19 protein-coding genes are annotated in these 20281 nt (G+C 44.4%); 7 read left to right on the top strand and 12 right to left on the bottom strand.

The window, feature by feature from the left end; all coding sequences use genetic code 11:
- Window positions 1-5: 5 nt before the first annotated feature.
- The 4 genes from NYE58_RS08490 to NYE58_RS08475 all read right to left on the bottom strand — a co-directional run bounded on the left by NYE58_RS08490 (window position 6) and on the right by NYE58_RS08475 (window position 4060).
- Entirely contained in the window at window positions 6-806 is an 801-nt protein-coding gene (locus NYE58_RS08490) for a histidinol-phosphatase HisJ family protein (protein WP_036675745.1), read from the bottom strand.
- Window positions 807-844: 38 nt separating this feature from the next.
- Complete coding sequence (locus NYE58_RS08485) at window positions 845-1699, bottom strand: carbohydrate ABC transporter permease (protein ID WP_036675746.1); 855 nt, start codon at window positions 1697-1699, stop codon at window positions 845-847.
- A 14-nt stretch (window positions 1700-1713) separates the two neighbouring features.
- On the bottom strand, window positions 1714-2616 hold the full coding sequence (locus NYE58_RS08480) for a carbohydrate ABC transporter permease (RefSeq protein ID WP_036675748.1): 903 nt from the start codon (window positions 2614-2616) through the stop codon (window positions 1714-1716).
- A gap of 64 nt (window positions 2617-2680) precedes the next feature.
- On the bottom strand, window positions 2681-4060 hold the full coding sequence (locus NYE58_RS08475; RefSeq protein ID WP_076316721.1) for an ABC transporter substrate-binding protein: 1380 nt from the start codon (window positions 4058-4060) through the stop codon (window positions 2681-2683).
- Between the two features lie 270 nt (window positions 4061-4330).
- Between NYE58_RS08475 and NYE58_RS08470 the strand changes: the two genes are divergently transcribed.
- Window positions 4331-5179, top strand: coding sequence for an AraC family transcriptional regulator (locus NYE58_RS08470; protein ID WP_036675751.1), 849 nt, complete (start codon window positions 4331-4333; stop codon window positions 5177-5179).
- 123 nt (window positions 5180-5302) lie between these two features.
- Here the strand turns inward: NYE58_RS08470 and NYE58_RS08465 are convergent, their stop codons facing one another.
- Window positions 5303-5761 (bottom strand): Lrp/AsnC family transcriptional regulator, encoded by a 459-nt coding sequence (locus tag NYE58_RS08465; protein WP_036675753.1) that lies wholly within the window; start codon window positions 5759-5761, stop codon window positions 5303-5305.
- A 171-nt stretch (window positions 5762-5932) separates the two neighbouring features.
- Between NYE58_RS08465 and NYE58_RS08460 the strand changes: the two genes are divergently transcribed.
- Both NYE58_RS08460 and NYE58_RS08455 read left to right on the top strand, forming a co-directional pair.
- Window positions 5933-7108: a serine hydrolase domain-containing protein gene (locus NYE58_RS08460; RefSeq protein ID WP_341001551.1), complete on the top strand. Its 1176-nt coding sequence runs from the start codon at window positions 5933-5935 to the stop codon at window positions 7106-7108.
- 118 nt (window positions 7109-7226) lie between these two features.
- Window positions 7227-8435, top strand: a complete 1209-nt coding sequence (locus NYE58_RS08455) for an MFS transporter (protein WP_076144493.1) — start codon at window positions 7227-7229, stop codon at window positions 8433-8435.
- A 182-nt stretch (window positions 8436-8617) separates the two neighbouring features.
- Here the strand turns inward: NYE58_RS08455 and NYE58_RS08450 are convergent, their stop codons facing one another.
- From NYE58_RS08450 to NYE58_RS08435, 4 genes are all read right to left on the bottom strand, one after another.
- The gene (locus NYE58_RS08450; protein WP_076316720.1) at window positions 8618-9778 is read right to left on the bottom strand and encodes a serine hydrolase domain-containing protein; all 1161 of its coding nucleotides are present in this window, start codon (window positions 9776-9778) and stop codon (window positions 8618-8620) included.
- Window positions 9779-9928: 150 nt separating this feature from the next.
- Window positions 9929-10762, bottom strand: a complete 834-nt coding sequence (locus NYE58_RS08445; protein ID WP_076098875.1) for a metallophosphoesterase family protein — start codon at window positions 10760-10762, stop codon at window positions 9929-9931.
- Between the two features lie 304 nt (window positions 10763-11066).
- Window positions 11067-11765: an SDR family oxidoreductase gene (locus NYE58_RS08440; protein ID WP_036675756.1), complete on the bottom strand. Its 699-nt coding sequence runs from the start codon at window positions 11763-11765 to the stop codon at window positions 11067-11069.
- Window positions 11765-12235, bottom strand: coding sequence for a VOC family protein (locus tag NYE58_RS08435; RefSeq protein ID WP_076225217.1), 471 nt, complete (start codon window positions 12233-12235; stop codon window positions 11765-11767). Before NYE58_RS08435 ends, NYE58_RS08440 begins: the two co-directional genes overlap by 1 nt.
- 263 nt (window positions 12236-12498) lie before the next feature.
- On the opposite strand from NYE58_RS08435, the gene NYE58_RS08430 reads away from it, so the two are divergent.
- Genes NYE58_RS08430 through NYE58_RS08420 form a run of 3 tightly spaced genes read left to right on the top strand, consistent with a single transcriptional unit; the run spans window position 12499 to window position 15523 of the window.
- Window positions 12499-13380 carry a carbohydrate ABC transporter permease gene (locus tag NYE58_RS08430; protein WP_038569413.1) on the top strand — a complete coding sequence of 294 codons (882 nt, stop codon included), beginning with the start codon at window positions 12499-12501 and terminating at the stop codon, window positions 13378-13380.
- The gene (locus tag NYE58_RS08425; protein ID WP_036675762.1) at window positions 13380-14219 is read left to right on the top strand and encodes a carbohydrate ABC transporter permease; all 840 of its coding nucleotides are present in this window, start codon (window positions 13380-13382) and stop codon (window positions 14217-14219) included. The genes NYE58_RS08430 and NYE58_RS08425 overlap by 1 nt, the downstream gene beginning before the upstream one ends.
- 32 nt (window positions 14220-14251) lie before the next feature.
- Window positions 14252-15523, top strand: a complete 1272-nt coding sequence (locus tag NYE58_RS08420) for an ABC transporter substrate-binding protein (RefSeq protein ID WP_143759037.1) — start codon at window positions 14252-14254, stop codon at window positions 15521-15523.
- A 98-nt stretch (window positions 15524-15621) separates the two neighbouring features.
- On the opposite strand, the gene NYE58_RS08415 is transcribed toward NYE58_RS08420, so the two are convergent.
- Window positions 15622-16203 (bottom strand): TetR/AcrR family transcriptional regulator, encoded by a 582-nt coding sequence (locus NYE58_RS08415; protein WP_036675766.1) that lies wholly within the window; start codon window positions 16201-16203, stop codon window positions 15622-15624.
- 294 nt (window positions 16204-16497) lie between these two features.
- Between NYE58_RS08415 and NYE58_RS08410 the strand changes: the two genes are divergently transcribed.
- Window positions 16498-17940 (top strand): DHA2 family efflux MFS transporter permease subunit, encoded by a 1443-nt coding sequence (locus NYE58_RS08410; RefSeq protein ID WP_249267685.1) that lies wholly within the window; start codon window positions 16498-16500, stop codon window positions 17938-17940.
- Between the two features lie 130 nt (window positions 17941-18070).
- On the opposite strand, the gene NYE58_RS08405 is transcribed toward NYE58_RS08410, so the two are convergent.
- The gene (locus NYE58_RS08405) at window positions 18071-19057 is read right to left on the bottom strand and encodes a stalk domain-containing protein (protein WP_169744747.1); all 987 of its coding nucleotides are present in this window, start codon (window positions 19055-19057) and stop codon (window positions 18071-18073) included.
- A gap of 286 nt (window positions 19058-19343) precedes the next feature.
- Window positions 19344-20216 (bottom strand): hypothetical protein, encoded by an 873-nt coding sequence (locus tag NYE58_RS08400; protein WP_036675769.1) that lies wholly within the window; start codon window positions 20214-20216, stop codon window positions 19344-19346.
- Between the last annotated feature and the right edge of the window lie 65 nt (window positions 20217-20281).

Genomic DNA, 20281 nt, shown 5'->3' with positions numbered 1-20281 from the left:
TCATTTTATATTTGGTCTAGACTAACCATTGTTCTAACCCGTTTATGGAATGTAGCCCATTCCCGATAGCCAATGGCCTGCAGGTTTTTCCGGACTTCTTCGAACTGATCTCCCACCCGTTCGGGTTCATGTGCATCTGATCCAATCGTGACCTTCACACCATGAAACAGAGCTCTTTCTAGAAAAGCCGTATCTGGGACACAGTTATCGTCAGAAGTATTAATTTCGAGAACTACGTCACTTGCTGCAACGGTTTGCAGGGTGAAATCCAGCGCTTCTGTCCACAAGCCGGAATAACCGGGAAAATACCGCTTTAAAGCATCCACATGGCCTAGTATGTCGTATAAGCCACTTTTAGCCGATTGAGAGACATAATCATAATACAGATTTTTGGTCGCAAGTTTCCCCGCCTGATCCAATCCGTCCCAGTATTCTCCATCGTAAATGCTGATTCCGCCGAAATTATGAATCGAACCAATCACATAATCAAAGGGATAACTGGCGATGACACTACGATATATATCCAGGGAATCAGGCAAAAAGTCCGCTTCAATCCCCAGCATTACATCAATCTGTCCCGCAAATTCTTTTTTTAAAGCTAGAACCTCATCCACGTATGCAGGAAATTCACTCTTCGCCATAGCTCCTCCGGGCCAGGGCAGGTCTTCCTCCAGCGCAAATGCAGGAGTATGATCTGAGATTCCAATAACCTGTAATCCCTTTTCAATGGCTGCAATTACATAATCTCTTACTGTTCCTGTTGCGTGCCCGCAACGATTATGATGTGTATGATAATCAAACTTCATAAGTTCCCTCCAGGTAATAAACTTTTTTATGATTCGCGTTAACCTTTCGATCCAGAAATAACAATTCCTTGAATAAATACTTTTTGAGCAAAAAAGAACAATAACAGCAACGGAAAGACGGTTACCACAGATGCTGCCATCAACAGATTCCATGGTGTTTGTCCATATGCGGCTGTGAAATTTGCTAATCCTAGTGAAAGAGGATATTGACTGCTTTCACTTAAATAAATAAGTGGACCAAATAAATCATTCCAACGGGACATGATTTCTAGAACAGCCGATGTAGCGAGTGCCGGTGCCGACAAGGGCAGGAGAATTCTCCAATACATGACCAGATGTCCTCCACCATCTATCTTAACTGCCTCATCCATTTCCCTAGAGATCCCAAGATAGAATTGGCGTAGCAAAAAGATAACAAATGCACTGCCTGTAAATGCCGGAACGATAAGCGGCAAATAAGAATTTGTCCAATGAATTTGATTAAATAACAAATATTGAGGAATCAAAGTCACTTGTGACGGGATCATCATTGTGCTGAGTACAAGCACAAACAGAAGCATATTTCCACGGGCACGCAGACGAGCGAACGCAAACGCAGCCATAGAGGAGGCAAGCACAGTCCCAAATACTGAGATACATGTGTAGCCTACCGAATTCAATAAATATCGCCCCATTGGAGCATCTATGAAAATTTGCTTATAATTACTCCATTGAATAGAGGATGGCAGCCATATCATCGGGACTTTATGAATGTCGCCCATGGTTTTTAGCGAGGTGACCAACATCCAGAATAACGGGAATGCGAAAAGAATAACGCCGCCATAAAGGATTAGATATAACAGTATCTTCTGAATGGGCTTCAGCTTGCCGTGTAAAAAACTTCGCTGTCTCATGATGTGAATCCCTCCTATCTTTTAGAGTCATATTCATAGTGGACAAACCGCTTCGAACTCCACATGAATACAAGAGTCAGTGTAAAAAGGATGATAAATAGAATCCAGGCCTGAGCAGAGGCATAACCCATCCGAAATTGTTTAAAGGCTGTATCAAACAAGTAGTATACATAGAAATATGAACTCCAGTCCGGTCCGCCTTTCGTAATGACGTAGGATTCAGTAAATACTTGCAGGGAAGCGATCATTGCAATAATCGTATTGAACAAAACCACCGGCGAAATGAGCGGAAGTGTAATTTTGTAGAACTTTTTCCACACACCTGCTCCTTCAATTGACGCCGCTTCATATAGATCACTCGGAAGAGATTGCAAGGAAGCTAGGAATATCACCATGGTTGAACCTGACGCCGTTAACTGCATCAGAACCATAGATGGGACGACCGTCCCCGGGCTCGTGAACCAGCCTGGACCTTCCACACCAAACCAGTCATAGAGTAAGGAATTGACTACCCCGAAGGTCGGGTTAAGCAGCCAAGACCACAGGAAAGACACAGCCACCCCGGAAATAACACTTGGCGCATAATACAGCGTACGAAGTAATGACTGTCCTCGAACCTTCTGATTCAGCAGCAGGGCAATCACCAACGAAGATACAATGGTAAAGGGTACGGACAATAAGGAATAATAGATGGTGACAGATAACGATTTGTAGAACAGCCTATCCTGAAATAACAGCCTGAAATTATCAAACCCTATAAATTCAGGAGACGAAATTACATTGTATTCGGAGAAACTTAACATCAGCGACACGATGATCGGTCCGCCAGTAAACAATATGAAACCGATAAACCACGGCATAATAAACATCCAGAAGGCGCGTTCCTCCCGCTTACTCTCAGTTGCCATTCGCTTCATGAATCATCCTCCTTACGCGGCCGGTTAGTCTGCGATTAGCGGCCGCTTATCCTTCCAGTTCTAGTTAATCCAGTTTGAGTGAACGGAGGTTCTGATCCACTTCCTTCAGTCCATCTTTCAAATCTTTACTTCCATTCCATACAGAAGACATGGTCTGGTTCATGGTTTCTAGAATCGTATTGAACTTTACGATCAGATGATTTTCAGCTTCACGTCCATACTTAATAGCACCCTCATGGACTTGTTTGAATTCCGCTTTATCCATCCCAATCTGCGAGGACATTTTTTCGTACCACAGTTCAAACAAGCTGCTGTCCGCTGGCGTTCTACCGACATCATTCATATAGCGATAGGCGCCTCCATCGGTTTTGGGATCGGCCAGATATCTGACAAATTCCCAGGCTTCATCCGGATGTTTACTTGAGTTTGAGATGCTCCATGGGTCCACAAAAAGTGTCACTTTGCGGCCATCATGGTAGGGAACAGCTGCGACACCCCAGCGAAAGTCCGCTTTTTCATAAGAACCCAATCCCCAACCTCCATTAATGTACATGGCAACTTCCCCCGTCATGAACACATCTCCAAGCTGAGCCGCGGCAGACACAGTCTGTTGGTCCGGTGTAACCTTATACTTGTTAATTAAATCGAGGTTAAATTGTAACGCTTCAATATTTTTGTCATTAAGTAGATCCGGCTCCCCCATAACCCCTGAGGTATACGCTTCTGGCTTAAAAAAATCACCGCCAAATGACCAAGCCATAGCATTCGGACTAAGGCCGCTTGCAAATCCGAATACCTGCTTGCGTACATTACCTACATCATGAGAAAGCTTTTGAGCAATTTCTAACATTTTATCGTAGTTCCATGAAGTGTCATCCCAGTCCGTTGTTGGATAAGGAATACCCTGCTGATCGAATAAATCCTTATTGTAAAACAGATACGTCGCATTGCTGACAAGCGGAATTCCGAAAAATTTATCATCAATTTTATATACATCCAGCAAATCCTTATCCATCGTATCCAGCTCTGGAGCCCCTTTTTCAATGTAAGGCGTTAAGTCCTTCAGGGCACCCATCTTCATATAAGTAGCAAAACCGCTGTCCGCCTGGTTCGGATTCCACACATCAGGAGCGTTGCCGCTTGAGATCATAGTGGTCAACTTCTGATCGAACTGATCATACGGAATATTCTCAAGATGAACTTTAATATTAGGATGAGTGGCTTCGAACGAAGCGATCGTCTCGTCTTGCCAAGCTTTTTTATCCGGATCTGCAGCCATCACCCAATTAATCTCTACTGTCTCTCCCTTATTACTCTGCACACCTGAAGGGTCGATAGTAGATTCCTTATCACCAGATCCGGCACATGCCGACAATGACATTCCGAGAACTGCAACGGGTAGAAATGTAGAAAGAAGGTTCTTTTTTAAGAATTGAGATTTCATTTTTATGTCCCACCTTTTTTCATTTTTCGTTTAAAATCGTTCAAAGTATCTCTAATTTCAGCATAAGTTTACATATAGATTACACAATTCGATAATTTAGATAACATTCTAATTTTCTCTTCACACCCCCTTTGCTAAACCATTCGGAACAACTTCATCATAGCGTCTAAAAATATGATTTTCAGCACATATATTCACTAAATATATTGTTTTTCTGCATATATTCTTGTTAATATAGTTGACATACAACTGAATTGGGAGGGATAGCAAATGGAAACCAATTTTTATGAAGTACAAAAATTCGACATCAGTCGAGAGAAAAAAAGTCAATCCAGCATGCCTACACGACATTACCATAACGGTTATGAGGTTTTTTACATGGTTTCGGGGGATATTTGCTATTTCATAGAGGATAAGGCTTATCAGGTTGTCGGGGGTTCTCTATTGCTGATTGACATCAATAAAATTCATAAGCTTGTCAATTCGAGTGGGGAGACCTTTGAACGAATAACACTTGTATTTAAACGCGAGTTCCTCGAAGATCTGTTTCCGAACAATAAGACGCTTGATTTGCTGTCCACTTTTACACGAGATTGTCATCTGCTGCGATTTAATGGCTCTGAACAAAACTTTATCGAGAAATTATTCAATAAAATGGTCTCTGAATTTACGAAGCAACCTCCCGGCTATGAATTCTATCTAAAAACACTTATGTTTGAGCTGCTTATTTATATTTATCGCCACCAGGAAGCGATGCCTCCTGCAATCACTGAAGAAATCAGTGTAGTGAACAAAAAAATATTTGAAATTGTTGACTATCTCAACCGTTATTACGACCAACGTCATTCCATACGCGATATTGCCAACAGATTCTATATCAGTCCTTCCTACTTCTGCAAAACTTTTCGTGATAGTACAGGCTTCACCTTTACAGAATATTTGAATAATGTGCGGATAAAGGAAGCTCGTGCCTTGTTAATTAATACTGCCTTTAAAGTAGCCAAGATAGCTGAAAATGTTGGATTTGATAATATGACTCACTTTGGTCGGGTATTTAAGGAAATCACCGGGCTTTCTCCATTAAAATACCGCCAGACTTATAAAATAGAGAGTCCATGATGTATCTACGAAAAAGGAGCAGCTGCAATCATTTTTATTACAATATCCACACCAAAAAGACTCCTCTATTTATATAGAAGAGTCTTTTTTTGTTGCGACAGGCTAACGGATTATGTTTAAAATCTAACTCAGTAAGTTTAGGCTTGCTTCTTCAAGCGATGGTATAAGAAATTTATGATCGATTGGCGATGACATCACGATTAGAATCGTGTAGGTACCGTATTTATCACATTGATTTCCGAACTCCTCGAGGGCTCGTGTAGAGTCGGTTACTACTTTCAATAAGTAGTTGTGTTCCCCACTTATACGGTAACATTCGACGACATCAGGACTTGAGCGGCAGAAATCAAGGAATGCATTACAATCCCTAGAATGAAATAACATGTAGGCAGCAGCATGTTTCCCAATCTTTTCAGGAGAAATTATGGTGCGATATTCGCTGATGATGCCTTTTTCCTCCATACGCCTAACTCTCTCCGTAACCGCAGGTTGCGATAAACCGACACATTTCCCCAGCTCTGTCATAGAAATTCTTGCTTGATTTTGAAGATGGAAAAGAATTTGCTTATCAACATGGTCCATCAAAATCGCCTCCTTTAAATTTAAGGTGTTCTATATTAACTAGCCTGTAATTAACCGTTATAAGGCTAATTTAACTTAGTTGCCTTATGTAATCAAGATAACTCGTTATATATAATAACCCTACATAGTAAAGTGTTCCTGGCTTTAACTATTCCGAAGGGATGAAGACAGATGAGTATATTGGATTCAAACAAAATAAATACAGAATGTTTATCAGGTCGCATCGATAGAGTAATCGATCGAACCCTCGCTGACAAGCGTTTGGTCGGTGCTGTCATTAAAGTAATGATAGATGGGGAACTGGTTTATAGCCGTGCTGCCGGTTTTGCCGACCTCGAGATAGGCCGACTTATGCGAGAAGATGCCTTATTCCGGCTAGCTTCAGTTACTAAACCTATCGTTTCAACGGCAGCCCTAGTATTAGTTGCGCAAGGTCGTCTACAGCTGGACGACCGCGTTGATCGTTGGCTTCCAGAGTTTCAGCCGCGTTTGCAGAATGGCGAGTTCGCGACCTTGACGATTCGTCATTTGATGACGCACACCGCAGGCCTGTCTTACCGATTTTTTCAAGAAGAGAAGGGTTCCTATCAGTCAGCAGGGGTATCAGATGGTATGGATCAGCCCGGCATCACGTTGGAAGAGAACCTGCGTCGTCTTGCCTCTGTCCCCCTCCTTTATACGCCAGGTACCGAGTGGAAATATTCCATCGCGACAGATGTACTGGGAGCAGTAATTGCAAAGGTCACAGAAACACCGCTTAGTGAAGCTGTACATTCACTCGTGACAAAGCCGCTTGGCATGAGCGACACGGGTTTTATTGCAGTTGACCGAGAACGGCTGGCCACTTCCTATGCCAATGATACTCCAGAGCCACGGCCCTTACTTGAGCCCGACAGTATTGCCTTTGTGGAGGGAACGGCTGGGTTCCTGCTTGCCCCTAGCCGAGCATTTGACACTACTGCCTATCCTTCTGGAGGATCTGGCATGGTCGGCAGCGCCGGAGACTTTTTGCAACTGCTGGAAACATTACGTAAGGGCGGAGCGCCGCTGCTACCAGAGTCACTGGTTCACGATATGACGACCAACCAGATCGGTGATCTGCCAATGGCCTTCTGGCCAGGACGAGGCTTTGGCCTAGGCATTACGGTACTAAAGGATCCTGTCGCCGCAGACACTCCGGAATCCCCGGGTACTTGGCGCATGGGTGGCACTTATGGTCATTCGTGGTTCGTCGATCCCAAGCAACGCCTCAGTGTCGTGGCTTTCACTAATACTGCACTGGAAGGCATGTCGGGTCAGTTTACTGTTGACCTTTGTGATGCCATTTATGACAGACGTAATAAATAGAGCAAGAACACAAGGTGCCTGGGTCCGGAATAAACCGGCCTAGGCGCTCTGTCTAGTAGACCTATTCGTCGTGTGTATCATTGAGTTTGCTAAAATTATATAAGAGAGGGGCTTCTCTATGAGCCAAAACACATCTTCTGCCACACAAAGTGCCTCCAGCACTCCCTCTTCTGAACGTCTGCCATGGGCTGGATTACTCGCCCTAGCTATGACGGGGTTTATCTGTATTCTTACCGAAACGATTCCGGCCGGCTTGTTGCTCCAAATAGGTGACGGGCTTGGAGTCTCCGAGGCCCTTGCAGGTCAACTTGTCACTTTGTACGCCCTGGGTTCACTGTTGGCGGCGATCCCCTTAACTACCGTGACGCGTGGATGGCGGCGGCGACCACTGCTACTAATGTGCATCCTTGGTTTTCTCATATTCAACACCGTCACCACTTTTTCTTCCAATTATATACTTACGCTGACAGCTCGGTTCTTCGCAGGCGTATCCGCTGGAGTCTTATGGGGGATGATAGCAGGTTACGCCCGGCGCATGGTGCCGGAGTCACTCAAGGGACGAGCAATGGCGGTAGCCATGGTTGGCACGCCTCTCGCTCTGGCACTCGGTGTCCCTGCGGGAACACTTCTTGGCACCCTTGTAGGCTGGCGCTCTATCTTCGGGATCATGTCGCTATTGGCTCTGATGCTAATCGCTTGGGTGTTTTGGAAGCTACCGGACTATCCAGGAGAGGCCCCTGATAAGCGACTCCCTCTCTACAAGGTTTTTGTTATTCCGGGGGTACGGCCGGTACTGTTTGTTGTTCTGGCATGGGTACTGGCACACAACATCTTGTATACCTACATTGCCCCTTATCTTACTCAGGCCGGGCTAACCCAGCGCGTTGACTTGGTACTGCTTATTTTCGGCATTACAGCGCTTGTTGGCATCTGGGTCATCGGTATTTTGATCGACCGCAAGCTGCGTCCATTGGTTCTGATCAGCCTCGCTGCTTTCGCCTTGTCATCCATTGTACTAGGCATTAGTAGCAGCCAGCCCGTAGTGATCTATTTAGTGGTTGGTGTATGGGGGTTGACGTTTGGAGGAGCGGCTACTTTGCTACAGACAGCCGTTGCCGAAACCGCTGGCGAAAGTGCAGATGTGGCCCAATCGATGTTGGTGACGGCATGGAACCTAGCTATTGGCGGTGGCGGCGTGATGGGCGGGATTCTTATTGAAACACTTGGTGTCCGCTCCTTCCCGTGGGTAATGTTTATACTATTGATTCTTGCGCTGCTAGTAGCGTGGCATGCTAAAGATTACGGATTTCCTTCAAGGAAGCGTTAAGCACACACATAAGAAATCCTGCCACAATCATCGAGTTTACAGATAACAGTAGCTGAACAAGAGATTTTTTAAAAAATAAGCCAGTGGTGCATATTAGATAGGACTAATATATGCCACTGGCTTTCTTATATTAGATTTTATAAAATCAACCCTTGATAAATTCTTGCAGATCCTTGGGCGAATTACAGATCTGTGATCGCTGCCAGAACGGTATTATTGAAATAATCAACATACATATTTTTAAATGGCTTCTGGTGATCCAGCTCAACGGATAAATGAACCGTCACCGTCTGATAAATCGGATCCACACAGAGGAATGGACCTGCCGCCCCCCAGTGTGAATAGGCATCAGGAGAGAGCAGATCTCCGCCGTCACGCTTCGTGCCATTAATCGCCCATCCGTATCCCCAGTACGCTTCAGGAAAAACTTCATCTCTATATTGTGAGGATACGCCCGGAATTTGATTGCGGGTCATTTCTTTTACTGTTACCGGACTAAGGAATCGTACTCCGTTATAAATTCCACCGTTAAGGAACATCTGGCCAAAAACAGCCAAATCCATAGCCGTTGAGTAAGCGCCGCCCCCCGCAGATACAGAATTCAAATTGTATTCGCTGTCTACCCATTCCGCGCATGCTGCCTCAGGAGCACGTCTAACTACTCTGTTCCGCACTTCCATTGGCACATGATAATATGTATTTTCCATTCCCAGCGGTTTAAAAATGGTTTCCTTTACGAATACATCATAAGCTTGTCCACTAACACGCCGTATGATTTCACCCAACAGCTCATAACCATATCCACAGTAAGACATCACAGTACCTGGCTCATGGCTAAGTGGTGCATCATAACCGCCATATAAGTAACTATGCAGTTCTGGATCTTGATTAGGTTCGTGTGGAGGATATTCCTCTTGCGCCTGTTTGGCAATTCCATTAGAACGAATCACATCAACCTCAATTCCAGAGGTATGTGTCAACAAATGATGTACGCATACCTTTGTTTTGTTTTCCCCTGTAAATTCGGGGATGTAATCAGAAACCGGCCTATTTAGACCCACTTTCCCTTGTTCCACTAACATCATAATAGCGGTTGCAGTAAATAGTTTTGTTATGGAACAGAGTGGAAATATAGTATCCACGGTTAATTCCGCTGCGTCTGCTTCAGGGCCGGTTTTTCCATTCGCTTGATGGACCAGCAGCGTCCCCTTTCTCGCAGCAACAATAACTTGCGCAGGTGTGATATTGTCTTCAACCATTTGCGCGGCGGCTGTACGAATGCGCTCCACACCAAAAGCCGAGACACCCGCCTGTTCTAAAGAATTAAATACTAACCCTCTCATCGGTAGCCCTCCAATATGATTCATTTAATACATATATAAACTATTATACAAATATATTAAATAATCCTGCTAGCTTACTATTATCCTGTGCCTGAATTGTTGCTAAAGCTGACCCCGGCTTCTCCCGAAAATCAGCTTAGCTTTGTTTTACTAATTGACCGCTACCTTAAAAGCATCCACATTAAATGTTGTCCCGTTGATGGATAATGTGGCATTGTAATAACCCCGATCGCCATTTGTTTTGCATTTATATTCCCCGGAACATCCGCATACAAAAAATTTAGTTTTGTTGTAACCGGGATATATATTACTAAGTTTTTGGTAAAACAGATGTCCATGATGCGTAAAAATAGCTAGCACCTTATCTCTCACTTTTGTAGGAATGGATGAAAAAAACTTATTCGTCTCCGATGCGCTTAATACATGGGTTGGGTCCACCGTAATCCCGCTCACTTTGAGGGGCCAATGAAAATCTATAATATAATAAAAACTATCATCTAAATTTTTCAACAAATTTATACTACCCGGAGTGAACCGTCCAAGCGCACAATTAAGCCATACATACTTGACCTTCCCCTGAGTACCCGGGAAATTCATTTGCCCTTCATCAGCACCTAAATATTGTCTGAATAAGGACTGTGTACTTGCCTCCCAATTTCCTATAGATGCTTTATAAGGAATACTCCCGAGCGTGCTTGTTACCGTATCCTTGAAGTCCTTGTAGTAAGCATTCGCATTATTTCCATGATTAGCTCCCGCTTGCGTATTATCTCCTCCAAAAATAACAAATCTCTTATTCCCGCTATTCACAGCTTTAGGCAAAAGATTCCTAAAAATGCTTGCGCTGTTTCCATACCCCACATGACTATCACCAATAACCGCAAAGTTAATGATTTGTGCTTTTGCCTTAAGAATTAAACTACGTTTAGGCTGCAGTCTGGAGGCAGGTCTTCTTCTCCTACTAGGTTTCACCTGTCTTTTCATCTTAGATTCACCTCTTTTAAAATGGATGAAGGATCATAGTAGTATTTATATTCGCTTTACCTTAGGGACTCTTGGACCAATGGATTCATCTAGGAGATTAGTTCCTCTTATACTTTGTGGTCATTTATGCGGCTTGTCCCAAACGGGAGATTATAATTAGTCCCATAGAAATGAATAATATAATACCATTCATAGACTTATTTATTGATTAAGAAATAAATAAGCATATAGAAAAATCAAAAAGAGGTAACTCAGAAGCCACGAATGGCTATTGAGTTACCTCTTTTAGTTAGAACACTCTTACTTAAATCTTCATGTCCTTACCTGTATAATCTACAAACATGAAATGACCTTCCGGTGTTGTCCGCTTCTCGATCAAGTCCATGATGCCCTCAGCACTTTGGGTCGGATTCGTTGGCGCCTCTGCCCCGCCCATCTCCGTATGCATCCAGCCAGGATGTACGCCGAGTACTTGTACCCCGCGTTCTTTTAAATACACATGCAGCTGCTGTGAGAACATATTAAGTGCCGTTTTGGAGATGGAATATGGATAGTCTCCCGAATAAGCATTAGTAATGCTGCCTGCTTCCGACGATATATTGATAATCGAAAGTTTGGGTTCAGTGAGCAGCGGCAAGAAATGCTTAACCACCCGCATCGGTCCGTAAAGATTAATATCCATCGTGGTAAGCATATCTTGGAAATCCAGCTCTTCAATCTGTGTGTCCCTGGCGGTCAGCACCGCCGCATTATTAATAATGGCACCAAGTGTCCGGCCTTGTCCTTGCAGATTCGCAGCAAGCGCCGCGATTCCTTCTTCATCCGTCACGTCCAGCGCGGCCACAGTCAGCTTCTCGCCATAGGTCGCAGCAAGCTGGGATAGTGCTGTTTGTTCCTGATCAGGACGGCGAACCCCGGCAATGACTCCATGCCCCCGCTTCAATGCCTCAGCCGCCAGCTCATAACCCAATCCACGTCCGGCACCAGTAATTAGTATATTCACTATAAATCCTCTCCTTTATCCTTATCGTTCTCCAGCAGTTCCACAATCATCTTTAACTCCTTGAACGTGTCCAGATAAGCATAACTCCCCCCGGTATACTCACCCTTTTGCTGGAGTGGGAACCCTTTGCCTTCGAGCAGCGTAATCTTCTCCTTCATTCCTTCAACCACAAAAGCAATATGATGAGGTCCCTCACCATGCTCATTCAAATAATCACGCCACGTACTGGGCTGCTGATCTGGCTCAATCAGCTCAAGCTGCAGGGAGCCCATATCAAAAAAAGCCAGCTTAGCCCGCGCCACCGTCGCCTCGCCATTATACCGAGTCTGCGCCTTATCTTCTGTATCTGTAACGATAATTTCCGGCTTCTCCAGTCCAAAAAACTCCGCATAAGCCGTGCTTACCTTTTCAACATCATTCACCAAAATTCCAATCTGCGTAACAAAATGATTCCCAAGCCATCCTGACATGTACTCTACCTCCCATTTGTCTGACAAGTCCACCATACCGATTCTTTGAAAAGGCTGTCAAGCCTGAAAATAAATCGCTCCGGGCCAGTGAAAATTATCCAGAGAAAGTCCAGCCGACTTCGGCGCTATCATAGGCATTTATACCTCTCCAGATGCCGCAACTGGTTAAGAATATTTGGTGCGTGATGTTACTTTTTGTTTCGGTTAATGACCAATTCGGTTATAGAATGAAAAGTTTAAATTAACAAAAGGGGTGAGGAACGATGGACCATAGAAAAAGATCACGCCTGATGCAGCAGTTTATTTTTGTCGGGCCAACTTCCTTGTTTTTCTTTATTATTGTGCTGATTCCTTTCTTTTTGGGACTCTATTATTCATTTACCAGCTGGAACGGAATCTCGCGGCATGTGGAGTGGACCGGGCTGCGGAACTATCTACATATTTTCACCAAGGACCCTTCCTTTCTTAATTCATTCTGGTTCACGGCGAAGTTCACTATCTTCGGTCTAGTGCTGACCAATCTGCTTGGCTTCACACTCGCTTATGTGCTGACGCGTAAACTGTTCACACGCAATGTCCTGAGAACGGTATTTTTTGTACCGCATGTCATTGGCGGACTTTTGCTCGGGTTTATTTGGCAGTTTATTTTTGTCAGAGGATTCTCCTCTATTGGGCAGGCCACCGGCTGGTCCTTCTTTAATCTTCCATGGTTAGGCACCGGAGGAACAGCATTCTGGGCGATTGTTATCGTATTTGTCTGGCAAAATGCGGGATATCTGATGGTGATCTACATCTCTGCTATCAACAATGTTCCCCAAAGCCTAATTGAAGCGTCCAAAGTGGATGGAGCCGGACGTTTTCAGGCCTTGCGCCATGTCACTCTTCCACTGGTCATGCCCGCTGTAACTGTTTGTCTATTTCTATCTATCTCTTGGTCCTTTAAGCTGTTTGACCTCAACCTGTCGCTGACCAAGGGTGGACCCTTTAAAGCTACCGAATCTGTAGCCTTGAATATTTACAATGAAGCCTATACCATCAGTCGGTTCGGAATGGGCTCGGCCAAAGCGATGGTTTTCTTCGTCATCGTGGCTTTGATTTCCCTATTACAGGTTAGAGCAACCAAGAAAAGAGAGGTGGAGCTGTAATGGAGACTACCGCCAAGAAATTTAATGTCCCCCTGCTTCTCATCGAAGTGATTGTAATCCTGCTGGGACTACTATTTTTAGTGCCATTTTACTTTTTGCTGGCTAACTCAGTGAAAAGCTATAGTGAAATACTATCAGACTCTGCTGCGCTGCCTTCAGCACTCCAGTGGAGCAACTACGCGGAAGCTTGGAAAGCTACCAATTTCCCCCGCGCTTTCCTGAACTCTTTTATCATCACGGTGATTAGTAATATTCTGCTAGCATTCCTTTGCTCCATGTGCGCTTACAAAATGGTCCGCAACAACAGCTTGTATAACCGTGTGCTCTATATTGCATTAGTAGCCGCCATGGTTATCCCATTTCAATCTATTATGATCCCGCTGGTGCAGGTCGTCAGCGGCTTGGGCGTCATGGATTCAACCGCCGGTTTGATTTTAGCGTATCTTGGGTTTGGCGCCCCGATGACTGTTTTTCTATTCCACGGCTTCGTCAAATCGGTACCTCTCGATATAGAGGAAGCTTCAAGAGTAGATGGAAGCAGTCCTTATGGTACCTTTTTCCGGATTGTTCTTCCGCTTATGCAACCGATTATCGTCACCGTCATCATACTGAACACCCTGTGGATCTGGAACGATTACTTGATGCCATCGCTTATTCTGCAGGATCCGGTGCTCCGCACCATTCCCATCGCCACTTATAGCTTTTTCGGACAATATACGAAGCAGTGGGATTTGGCGCTTCCAGGACTTGTGCTCGGGATTACGCCGGTGGTCATCTTTTTCCTAGTAATGCAAAAATATATTATTGAAGGCATTGCCCAAGGCTCCGTAAAGGGCTAACGATACATGTTGCTTTCAGCCAGAGAGGATGAATGAATATGAGAACAAAACGTGGAATTCTCCTCGCATGCTCCCTGCTGCTGGCTGCTCTGACAGCCGGTTGCGGACGCAGCAGCGACAATGCAGACGGAGTAAAAACCGTGCATATCTACCAATTCAAGGTTGAAATATCCGAAGCGCTGGCTTCGCTCAAGACCGAATTCGAGAAAGAACATCCCGATATTAAGCTTGAGGTGCAAAGCGTGGGAGGCGGGACCGATTATGGCGCCTCGCTGCGTGCCAAATTCTCTTCCGGAGATGAGCCGGATATCTTCACCATCGGCGGCAACAATGAACGTGATATGTGGCTGGAATATCTGGAGGACCTGAGCGGCGAAGCTTGGGCCAAGGATGTAAAGCCACTCGCAGCAGAACAAATGACCATCGATGGCAAACTCTATGGGATGCCGATGAATCTGGAAGGATACGGCTTCATCTATAATAAGGATCTATTTAAGAAAGCCGGAATCACCGAGAAGCCATTGACGCTAACCGCTCTGCGCGAAGCCTCCGAGAAGTTAAAAGCGGCAGGCATCACACCTTTTGCGAATGGTTACCAAGAATGGTTCGTGCTTGGCAATCATAATGTAAACGTACCTTTCGCCCAGCAGCCTGATCCGGAGGCATTCATCGCCGGACTTACAGACGGTTCCAAAACCTTCGCCGGAGACCCTATTTTCTCCAAGTGGATCGATCTACTTGACCTTACTGTAGAGTACGGCAATAAGAACCCGCTCTCGACCGACTATAATACTCAAGTCACTATGCTAGCGAGCGGTGAAGCTGCGATGATGCAGCAGGGTAACTGGACACAAGGACAGATCGACGGCATCGATCCCAATCTTAATCTGGGCCTCCTGCCCATGCCCATTGACGACACTCCCGAAGACAACGACAAGCTTTATGTAGGCGTACCCAGCAATTGGGTTATCAATAAAAACTCTCCCGTTAAGGAGGAGGCCAAGGTCTTCCTGAATTGGCTCGTCACCTCCGAGACCGGAAAAAAATATATCACCAAGGAATTCCAATTCATCCCTGCGCTCGACAACATTAAGGGAACCGAAGAAGATCTTGGAGCACTAGGTGCTGAGGTGCTGGCCTATACCGATAAAGATCAAGCGCTGACCTGGAACTGGACCCGTCTGCCGAACGGGATGCCACAGGAATTATCCAGCAGCATACAAGGGTATCTCGGCGGCAAGCTGACCAAAGAAGGGATGTTGAAGGAATTCCAAGTCAACTGGGATAATCTCAGTGTGCAGTGATTTACCTGCTCTAAATACGACAAACAGCCGCGCAACGATGCGTGGCTGTTTGTTCGTGTTCATTTAATTCCTCTCCGTTCATTAGTCGGAACCCGTTGCTAGTTCGCACGCAGCATACTAATTTGTCTGGCAAGATACACAGGCGTATAGGGCATGTCATCTCGGAGCCAAGAAATAACCGTGCCGATTAGAGCTGCTGAACCGTACCAAACGGCAATGTCCTTTTGTATCGGCGTCTTTGAATGATCAGCAGTCCCCTCCTTTTTCTCCTGGTGCGCAGAAATGATTTCCGCCATCAAATTAAACAGGCGATCTGTAAAAATCGGGCTTCGTTTGGATGTGAGTATGACTTTGTAGAATTTTGCATTTTCCGCAATATGCTTAAGCAGACTTTCTAATATCCTCAAATTCTCTTCATCAACCGACTGGTGATGGTTGTCATCGTTGTTCACCACTTGTAGAATGTCCTCCACCATCTCATCCGCCATCTTTTCCAGCATATCCGGGAGATCCCGATAGTGCAGATAAAAAGTAACCCGATTGATTTTAGCCCGCTCTGCAATACGATTTACTGATATTTTCTCAATATCCATTTCCTCAAGCAATTCAATCACAGCATCTCTAAGCAATTGACGTGTTCGAAGTACCCGGGGATCTGTACGTTGCGTTGTGTTATTCATCTTGTACTCTCCAATCTTTTACTTTCATATTGTAAGCTACATATTTTAGATAATTGTTGTTTTTTAAAAAGAAAAAACTACATTTTCAGAACGAATGTAAACTACTTTACATTTTTTCGCAAATTGTTGCTTGATTACATGAAAATTTCATTTATAATCTAATTCATGCATTGTAAACTATACAACACACTGTAAATTTAGTCCATGATCGACGAGTTGAAAGGATGGAGTGGAGTGAGTACAAAGACAGAAGTAACAAGCAGTTCCGTGAAAAAGGGCCCCATCTTATTCATTATGATTTTGGGCGCCTTTCTTGCGACACTGAATCAAACGGTAATGAGCGTTGCCGTTCCGGAGTTAATGCATGATTTTAATATCTCGGCGGCTACAGCTCAGTGGCTGACAACGGGGTATATGCTGGTTAATGGTGTTCTAATTCCAATTACAGCTTATCTAATGCAACGATTTACGACGCGAGAGCTTTTTCAAGCTTCTATGTTTATATTTTTGGCTGGAACGATCGTATCGGCCCTCGCGACAAACTTCCCTGTTCTGTTGACCGGGCGTATGATTCAGGCAGCTGGTGCCGGGATTATCATGCCACTGCTCACGAATGTCATCTTGACCCTGTTCCCTCCTGAAAAGAGAGGGGCTGCCATGGGGATGGTAGGGCTAGCCATTATTTTCGCACCTGCGATTGGACCTACTCTGGCTGGATATATTTTGGAACATTATTCTTGGGAGACTATGTTTTATGGCATGATTCCTTTGACCGTCATTGTAATCATATGCGGATTTATTTATTTAAAAAATGTATCAGAACGCATCTTTCCCAAGTTGGACATTGTTAGCGTAACTCTTTCTACCATTGGTTTTGGAACCTTGCTGTATGGCTTCAGCCTCGCTGCCAGTGCAGGCTGGTCGAGCGCAGAAGTGTTATTGTCTTTAGCAGCAGGTGTGCTTTCCCTTGGCTTATTTACTTGGAGACAGCTGGCTTCCCAAAATCCACTGCTTGATCTCCGGGCCTTTAAATACAATATGTTTTCCTTAACGACTGTCATCAGTATCGCAGTTACAATCGTGATGTATGCGGATATGATGCTGCTGCCTCTGTACCTGCAGAATGCCCGCGGTTTTACAGCGATGGAGTCCGGTTTGCTGCTGCTTCCCGGTGCACTCGTAATGGGATTGTTGATGCCGGTAACCGGAAAGCTGTTCGACCGGTTCGGAGCGAAATGGCTCGCCATCATCGGATTGTTAATTACAATTGCAACGACTCTAAGCTTTGTGAACTTAACCGACTCAACCAGTTACATGTATCTGGTATACATGTCAACAGGCCGCCGGATCGGGATGGCTCTCCTTCTCATGCCTATACAAACCTTGGGTCTAAATCAACTACCCGCCAAGCTTAGTGCGCATGGTACAGCGATTTCAAATACCATTCGACAAGTAGCTGGCGCCGTCGGGACTTCCCTGCTCGTCACCGTAATGACGAGCCGTACTACAACGCATATGAAGGATATGCTGGCCTCTGGCAGCACACAGAACGGAACACAGGAACATATGATTATGGAAGCATCCATTCAAGGGATCAATGATTCCTATCTAGTGATTGTGGGAATTGGCATCCTCGGTCTGCTGCTATCTTTCTTTATTAAACGTGTTGGGCAAGCGCCTGATCCTGAGCAAGAACCCAAATTGAAGCTAAAAAAAGTCATTGCCAAAGAAGCTTGATATATAGAAGTTATCAGCACTGTTTAAGAATCATAAAAAAGAGATCAACGATGAATGACATCGTTGATCTCTTTTTAGTTTGATCTTTATTACAACAATTAGCGACCAAACCATCTGCTAACTTGCATAACTATTTCAGTTTAAAATAGATGGACCTTTTGTCGGACTCAAGCTTGCTATCGTTTCTATAAAGAACAAGGTTGTTCTCCTTGCCTTTGATTATTGGCAGAATAACTTTACCCGAAGCTTCAAAAGAACCTGGTTTACTTGGGGTGACTTCAGGAAAATCAGCTAACAACTTTTCGATATTTTCTCCGAGAGATCCCTCAAAATAATCACTAGAGCCACCAATATAGTATTGTCCACTGGATGTTTCTACCCCCCAAATGGTAGGTGTAAAACTTGAAAGGAACTTCCGCCCTTGGTCCTGACTACCTTTTACAAGAGTGGCGTTCTTCACCTTAAGCGTTACATCAAGCAGGACATAATCTACAGCTACATCGGGATCAGTGACATGTTCCTCAAACCCAAGAGCATGTAATTGTCCGAGAGTAGTAGACGTAACCTTATTGATAGTGAAAGTATATTGAACAGATGTTGAATCACCTTTAGGGCTATAATTGTTATCAAGGTCCGTATAAGTAAAAGAAGTACCTAACTTCACTGCATCTGCAAACGAAGCGCCGCTGTTACTGGAAGTCGTAGCGGAAGATGAGGCAGCAGGCTTTGGTGTTGCCTGCGGTGTGGACTCGGTTGCAGGCGGAGTAGATACGGTTGCTGGCTTCGCAGTAGCTTGTGCAACGGTATTGTCCTTATCCGGGACAACGGATGTAGATGTTCCGCCGTTCGCCGATGTGATCACAACAGCTTGACGACTGTTATCCCATTTCACGGTTGCCCCCAGTGCTTCAGATACAGCCTTGGCGGATACATAGCTATGTCCCTCATAGATAATTGGGTACATTGTTCCTTCACTACTTGACAGGTTCACTTTCTGATTATCCACTTCAATGCTGATGGCCGCATTCTGATATGCAGAAATCTTCTTCAATGTCGTGTCTGCGTAAGCGACTGCACCCACAGCCAACAGCATTGAGCTAACTGTAATAATTGACATGACTTTTTTACTTGTTACCTTTAGCATCTTACACTCTTCTTTCATGTTTATGTATATGAATCTCGAAAATTATATCACTTTATATCGAATATTGTAAATATTGGAATGATAGGATATTCGTTCTTTATTTGTGAATACTTAAAAAAGACACATTTCCATTGCCAACGCCACATTTCGCTTTTAATCTCCTAAATAGCGTGAATACTATAGATCTTTATACTCAAACCAAAAAGCAGCCCTGGGGGCTGCCTTAATCAAATTAATTAGTAAGTGTCTTAGAATCATTCTACGCCGAAGCTTCAATGATCTGTCCTGCCAAAGCAATCAAATCCTCCTTGGTCAGGTGTCCACCGGTTTCCCGAATAATATAATTGACACGGGTCTTTGGATTCATCCATGCAACTGACTTGTACTCCATCTTATCAATAGGTGTGTATACCACCTCTTGGCCACTCACTTTTAGCTTCTGCGACTGTGCATTTGCTGGTTCGGATTCAACAGTCGTATCCTTAGGTCCTGCAGGTTCGGCAGCGATGGCAAGAACTCCTCTTTTACCATTTTTCTCTGTGGTCATATTATAGATGATGTTGATAGCTGTACGCTTCTCCTGCAATTTCTTTACATATATTTTCTTATCGGACGCCTTACCCTCGGCGATCACTTGATAGTATATCTTATCCTGTTCTTTTTTCGTCATATATGGAGAAACAATTGCCCTGAAAAAATTGTAGCCTTCCGGAGGCTCTTGCAATTGCAGTGGCATGGAGGTATTGCCGGCAGCATACTTTTCCACATATTCATTATACGTATTAAACGAAAGGGAATAATATGCACCCGCAGTGGGTGATCCCTTAGCATAGGCTTGATATTCCTTGTCATTAATATACACATATCTGATTTCTCCAGGTTTAAGCTCTTCACTTAATGCTTTCTGCTGCAGATCTTTGAGATTTTTGAATTTTTTTTGTTCCTGATCTGTTTTCGCTTTGGCAGCTTCATCGATGCCCTGAGCTATATATTTGACTTCCGCCTTAATGGCGGTTTCTTCCACAGACTGAGCAACAGTCTTCTCGGCGTAAGCTTCTCCTTTGAAGCCATAACCTAAACCGAACATTAGGGTCATACTGGTCATGGCAATGAGTGTTTTTCTATTATTCATTAAAATACCTCACCTTCCTGTATATGTAGTACTCTTACATAACACTTACGTTACCGGATTTGTGA

The sequence above is a fragment of the Paenibacillus sp. FSL L8-0708 genome (assembly GCF_038009325.1).
Lineage (GTDB): Bacteria > Bacillota > Bacilli > Paenibacillales > Paenibacillaceae > Paenibacillus_AQ > Paenibacillus_AQ odorifer.
This window is presented reverse-complemented; position numbering and strand designations above follow the sequence as displayed.

Excerpts from the sequence above, each read along its gene's own strand:
- NYE58_RS08490 (WP_036675745.1), bottom strand. The coding sequence starts at position 806 with ATGAAGTTTGATTATCATACACATCATAATCGTTGCGGGCACGCAACA.
- NYE58_RS08485 (WP_036675746.1), bottom strand. The coding sequence starts at position 1,699 with ATGAGACAGCGAAGTTTTTTACACGGCAAGCTGAAGCCCATTCAGAAG.
- NYE58_RS08480 (WP_036675748.1), bottom strand. The coding sequence starts at position 2,616 with ATGAAGCGAATGGCAACTGAGAGTAAGCGGGAGGAACGCGCCTTCTGG.
- NYE58_RS08475 (WP_076316721.1), bottom strand. The coding sequence starts at position 4,060 with ATGAAATCTCAATTCTTAAAAAAGAACCTTCTTTCTACATTTCTACCC.
- NYE58_RS08470 (WP_036675751.1), top strand. The coding sequence starts at position 4,331 with ATGGAAACCAATTTTTATGAAGTACAAAAATTCGACATCAGTCGAGAG.
- NYE58_RS08465 (WP_036675753.1), bottom strand. The coding sequence starts at position 5,761 with ATGGACCATGTTGATAAGCAAATTCTTTTCCATCTTCAAAATCAAGCA.
- NYE58_RS08460 (WP_341001551.1), top strand. The coding sequence starts at position 5,933 with ATGAGTATATTGGATTCAAACAAAATAAATACAGAATGTTTATCAGGT.
- NYE58_RS08455 (WP_076144493.1), top strand. The coding sequence starts at position 7,227 with ATGAGCCAAAACACATCTTCTGCCACACAAAGTGCCTCCAGCACTCCC.
- NYE58_RS08450 (WP_076316720.1), bottom strand. The coding sequence starts at position 9,778 with ATGAGAGGGTTAGTATTTAATTCTTTAGAACAGGCGGGTGTCTCGGCT.
- NYE58_RS08445 (WP_076098875.1), bottom strand. The coding sequence starts at position 10,762 with ATGAAAAGACAGGTGAAACCTAGTAGGAGAAGAAGACCTGCCTCCAGA.
- NYE58_RS08435 (WP_076225217.1), bottom strand. The coding sequence starts at position 12,235 with ATGTCAGGATGGCTTGGGAATCATTTTGTTACGCAGATTGGAATTTTG.
- NYE58_RS08430 (WP_038569413.1), top strand. The coding sequence starts at position 12,499 with ATGGACCATAGAAAAAGATCACGCCTGATGCAGCAGTTTATTTTTGTC.
- NYE58_RS08425 (WP_036675762.1), top strand. The coding sequence starts at position 13,380 with ATGGAGACTACCGCCAAGAAATTTAATGTCCCCCTGCTTCTCATCGAA.
- NYE58_RS08420 (WP_143759037.1), top strand. The coding sequence starts at position 14,252 with ATGAATATGAGAACAAAACGTGGAATTCTCCTCGCATGCTCCCTGCTG.
- NYE58_RS08415 (WP_036675766.1), bottom strand. The coding sequence starts at position 16,203 with ATGAATAACACAACGCAACGTACAGATCCCCGGGTACTTCGAACACGT.
- NYE58_RS08410 (WP_249267685.1), top strand. The coding sequence starts at position 16,498 with ATGATTTTGGGCGCCTTTCTTGCGACACTGAATCAAACGGTAATGAGC.
- NYE58_RS08405 (WP_169744747.1), bottom strand. The coding sequence starts at position 19,057 with ATGTCAATTATTACAGTTAGCTCAATGCTGTTGGCTGTGGGTGCAGTC.
- NYE58_RS08400 (WP_036675769.1), bottom strand. The coding sequence starts at position 20,216 with ATGAATAATAGAAAAACACTCATTGCCATGACCAGTATGACCCTAATG.